Origin of the sequence: Sulfuricurvum sp., assembly GCF_036279695.1 — a bacterium.
Lineage (GTDB): Bacteria > Campylobacterota > Campylobacteria > Campylobacterales > Sulfurimonadaceae > Sulfuricurvum.
Genome location: NZ_DASUIQ010000133.1, coordinates 1 through 4,297, shown reverse-complemented (window position 1 = coordinate 4,297; position 4,297 = coordinate 1). Strand labels below are relative to the sequence as shown.

Genomic DNA, 4,297 nt, shown 5'->3' with positions numbered 1-4,297 from the left:
GACTACGTTATTAAACTCGTTCATCCCATATGCTCGTATTTATGATTACCAACTTACATCTCAGGAGGTGGCTCTTGCGTAAACTTTGGGAGCACATAAAATGGCTTTTTGACGAAGATAAACAACTGGAGGGCTATTGATATGACATACAACTATATTATCACGCACGTGAAAGATGCTAAAGCATTTATCCAAGAGTTGGAGGATATGGCTCCAAGCTATGTGATTTCAGATGAAGAGACTGGAAAAAAGTCATGGACTATTCAGCATACGCCGATCGTAAAAAATGAAAACGGATCATTGGCTATGAGTATTCTAACTAATGAAGAGTTGGCATTCATCGATGCTATGACCACCATCGAATCACTTGGTACCTATGAGGAACTATTTGCCGATGATGCTAAACACGCTATCTATAAATCGATATATCTGTATGACGTACCATTGGGCTATGTAGATGAAGATGGAAATACAGTGGAATATTTTAGACCTCAAAAGATTGGAGAATTTGCGAGATGAAAGAGGATTACTGCTCTAATTTTCCTGAGTCATGGCGCGGTCATCCGATCCATGAATGTTGTAAATCTCATGATAATGATTGCGGGGAAGCGGGTGATTGGAAGTTTTTTAAACAGCAAAAACGCTTCCATAGTTGTCTAATTTCAAAAGGAATTAGCAAAAAATGGGCTTTGATTATCACTCTTGGCGGGGCTATCGGATGCGCAGTGAAGTACCCGTGGTTAGCATATACAAAAATACGAAAAAAACCAGAGGGGGAGTGATGGATTTGCAGTATGTCGTAAATGGTCTTTTTATTATTGTGGGGATTTTGCTTGGATTGCTATACAAAGCAGTGCGAGGTGATGTCGACACTGTTAAAAAAGAATTACATGAATTTAAACTTTTAGTTGTAGGTCACTACGTCATACGTGATGATGTGAAAGATATTATGAAAGAGATTAAAGAAGATCTCGAAAAGATTTACACAGAGTTGAAAAATAAGGCCGACAAATGAGCGAAGAGTACAAAAAAATATCTCGATCTGACTTCCCCGCTTGGCAAGGGTGGAAGATCATCGATGATTACAAAAAGACCGGCGCAGATGCTCATGTGCTCGTTCAGCTTTGCGAAAACAATGCAGAGCTTCAAGAGCTAGTGGCTCAATTTCACCAAGGAGGTAAAAAGTGAAAGAGTTTAAAAGATTATGGTTTGCGGTAATTGTATCGCTTGGGTTATTGTATGTGTTTTTGAGCGGGTTGTATGAAATATTGCCTCCAATTATACAGTTGGTATTGTCAAAAACATTGCTTGTAACAGTTGGAGTTGTTGTCGCGCATATTTTGCGTAAATTTCTATTTGAAAAGGTAGATTGGGGCAACGACGAGAACTGGCAACATACAACGATGGTTATTGCTTTTTATGTGATTATCATTTACTGCTTCGCAATGGGGGGGTGATATGCGCTACATCGTACTCTTAGCGCTGGCATTATCACTATTCGGTGGTTCTATCGAACGGTGTCAATCGTATGTGCAAGATGTTCGACGTGCTCATTATGCTCAGTTCGGAGTTGATTATCCGTATTGGGATGGAGTCGGTCAACTAGTCCAAGAGAGCGGATGCCGAAATATCCTATCGCTAGACGGTGTAGGATCGGAGGGGTTGCCTCAGATCACCTATCGACTATGGCAAAAACCCCTAAAAGCTAAAGGGGTATCAAGTATCAAAGCGATCCCCGATCAGTTAAAGGCTCAGGCGATAATTATGAAGTCGCTCTATCAGCCTAAATATGGTCTGTGGGTGACATATCAAATTTACAACGGCGGATGGTTAGTTCTCAAAGAGATCAACCGTGCCGGCGGAGAGAATTGGGTAAAAGCAAAGGGTCAGTGCCGTCGAGGGCAGAGTTGCTTTACATGGAAAGGTCAACGGTCGTGTCGCTCTAACTGCGACATCAATTACGAGTACTCGGTGCTCGTCTATAAATATGGAGAGAGATATGCGTCTATCAGAAGTAGAAAGTTTCGGTATTGGTAAGGTACTGATTGGGGTTATTATTGTTTTGGTGGTAGCGATTACTGCTCTTGGATTTCATGATCTGAGTGTGTCCGGGGAGCGTAATGTTCTTGAGCAAACTGTTAAAACCGAAAAGGCAGAAACAGCACGACAAAAAGACCGTGTAGCTTTTTATAAAGCTTGGATGGAACGGGATAGGTTAGATGCTAAGGAGAAAGATGAAGAGTTTGATCGAAAGATGGCCGAAAAGCCGAAATACATCACATCGATCAAGTATGTACCTACCGGGGAAAAATGCACCGATCTGAGTGCAATCGCTGAAGAAGCACGAAAAAATGCTGAGGGAGGAAAGTTATGAAAATGATTTATTTGATGGTATTAACTGTAGTTTTACTATTCTCAGGATGTGTTGGTAAAGAAGTGGTCCCATGCGAACCGATCACAATTACAAAAAAATGTGAAACGAAAAAACCAAAATGCGAAGAGCTCACAAATGAAAGTGGTGACATCGTTCAGTGGACTAAAGCTCGGTTGGAAAACTATCCGAAGTTACAAAGTTGTCTTTATGATTTTGAAGCAGCATTAGAGAAGTGTTTGTGACAAAAATAACTGTGCCAAAAATGTGTCAAAGAAACGTCTAAATTCATGGTGTTTCTGTCACACATTTGTTTTAGTGCCCTATTCTGTGGGCTAAGAGAAACTTGAGTATTATTTCAAAAAAAACATACCAATGGAAATACAATGCAAGAGCACCAAAGTATTTATTTTAGTGATTATACCGAAAGTCCTTACTCAATTGAGAAATGTACATTAGAATTTATTATTGAAGAGTCTTCAACCCGTGTTGAAAGTATCATGGAGATAACACGTTCTAACCCTAATGTCAAAGAGTTACGGCTTGATGGCGAGTTATTGGATCTGGAGTTGATCTGGGTAGATGATGTATTGTTGGATGAGAGTATGTATCGGCTCGAAGAGGATGCCCTCTATCTTCCGATGGATCAGGACAATGCCCGTGTTCGAGTGATCAACCGCATCTATCCCGATGAAAATACGGCGTTAGAGGGGCTATATCGCTCCGGCGGTATTTGGTGTACCCAAAACGAGCCTGAGGGATTTCGCCGTATCACCTACTTTATCGATCGTCCCGATGTAATGACTCGCTTTACGACGAAAATTATCGCTTCCAAAGAGAAATGTCCTATTCTTTTGAGTAATGGGAACCTACGAGGTACCGCAACGCTGGATAACGGCAAACATCTCGCTCTTTGGGAAGATCCGATCCCTAAACCGTGTTATCTGTTTGCACTCGTTGCGGGAGATTTAGGGTCGATTACCGATACCTACACCACGCTTAGCGGAAAAAAAGTCGATTTGGCGATTTATTGTGACAAGGGAAATGAGGAGAAATGTCACCATGCGATGCGTTCCCTCAAAAAATCGATGGAGTGGGATGAATACACCTACGGACGCGAATACGATTTGGAAGTGTACAACATCGTTGCGGTGGACAGTTTCAACATGGGGGCTATGGAGAACAAAGGGCTTAACATTTTCAATTCCCATTATGTATTAGCCGATGAAGACAGTGCCACCGATGCGGATTTTATGGGGATCGAGAGTGTGATCGCTCATGAGTATTTTCACAACTGGACGGGGAACCGCATCACGTGTCGCAACTGGTTTGAACTGACCCTCAAAGAGGGGTTGACCGTCTTTAGAGATCAAACTTTCAGTGCCGACATGAACTCGGCGCTGACCCAGCGTCTGGATGATGTGAGAGCATTGCGTGAGCGCCAGTTTGTCGAAGATGCGGGACCGACTGCCCATCCGATCAAACCCGCTTCGTATATGGAGATCAACAACTTCTACACCGCTACCGTCTATGAAAAAGGTGCTGAGGTGATTCGGATGATGCATACGGTACTGGGGTCTGAGAAATTCTGCGCCGCAATGGACTATTATTTTGACCATTTTGATGGACAAGCGGTCGGGACGGAAGAGTTTTTGGAGTCGATGCAATCCCAAAGCCCCGTTGATCTGAGCCAGTTCAAACGGTGGTATTCGCAAGAGCGGACACCGACACTGCGTGTTTCGAGCGAGTATCGTCCCGATTCGGCTGAGTGTGTGGTGACTATCATCCAAAATATCCCTAAAAACACGCACCATCAAGAACAGCTCCCCTATGCAATGCCGTTTCGAATGGCATTGTTGGCGGACGATGGAAGCGAATATCCTCTTGTAAGTGAGCGCGTAACGTTACTGCATAACGATGTATTGT

The 4,297-nt window shown here is 42.8% G+C and carries 8 protein-coding genes; all 8 read left to right on the top strand.

The window, feature by feature from the left end:
* Positions 1 to 141 precede the first annotated feature (141 nt).
* A complete protein-coding gene (locus tag VFW36_RS12490; protein ID WP_329659144.1) occupies positions 142 to 519 on the top strand; it encodes a hypothetical protein in 378 nt (125 codons plus the stop codon).
* 163 nt (positions 520 to 682) lie between these two features.
* Positions 683 to 1,015, top strand: coding sequence for a hypothetical protein (locus tag VFW36_RS12485; RefSeq protein ID WP_329659143.1), 333 nt, complete (start codon positions 683 to 685; stop codon positions 1,013 to 1,015).
* The gene (locus VFW36_RS12480; RefSeq protein WP_329659142.1) at positions 1,012 to 1,188 is read left to right on the top strand and encodes a hypothetical protein; all 177 of its coding nucleotides are present in this window, start codon (positions 1,012 to 1,014) and stop codon (positions 1,186 to 1,188) included. The genes VFW36_RS12485 and VFW36_RS12480 overlap by 4 nt, the downstream gene beginning before the upstream one ends.
* Positions 1,185 to 1,457 carry a hypothetical protein gene (locus VFW36_RS12475; RefSeq protein WP_329659141.1) on the top strand — a complete coding sequence of 91 codons (273 nt, stop codon included), beginning with the start codon at positions 1,185 to 1,187 and terminating at the stop codon, positions 1,455 to 1,457. Before VFW36_RS12480 ends, VFW36_RS12475 begins: the two co-directional genes overlap by 4 nt.
* Before the next feature lies 1 nt (position 1,458).
* Positions 1,459 to 2,037 carry a hypothetical protein gene (locus tag VFW36_RS12470; protein ID WP_329659140.1) on the top strand — a complete coding sequence of 193 codons (579 nt, stop codon included), beginning with the start codon at positions 1,459 to 1,461 and terminating at the stop codon, positions 2,035 to 2,037.
* Complete coding sequence (locus tag VFW36_RS12465) at positions 2,000 to 2,374, top strand: hypothetical protein (RefSeq protein WP_329659139.1); 375 nt, start codon at positions 2,000 to 2,002, stop codon at positions 2,372 to 2,374. Before VFW36_RS12470 ends, VFW36_RS12465 begins: the two co-directional genes overlap by 38 nt.
* Positions 2,371 to 2,616: a hypothetical protein gene (locus VFW36_RS12460; protein WP_329659138.1), complete on the top strand. Its 246-nt coding sequence runs from the start codon at positions 2,371 to 2,373 to the stop codon at positions 2,614 to 2,616. Before VFW36_RS12465 ends, VFW36_RS12460 begins: the two co-directional genes overlap by 4 nt.
* A 141-nt stretch (positions 2,617 to 2,757) precedes the next feature.
* Positions 2,758 to 4,297 (top strand): aminopeptidase N (gene pepN / locus VFW36_RS12455; RefSeq protein WP_329659137.1); only part of this gene is annotated, 1,540 nt, incomplete at its 3' end.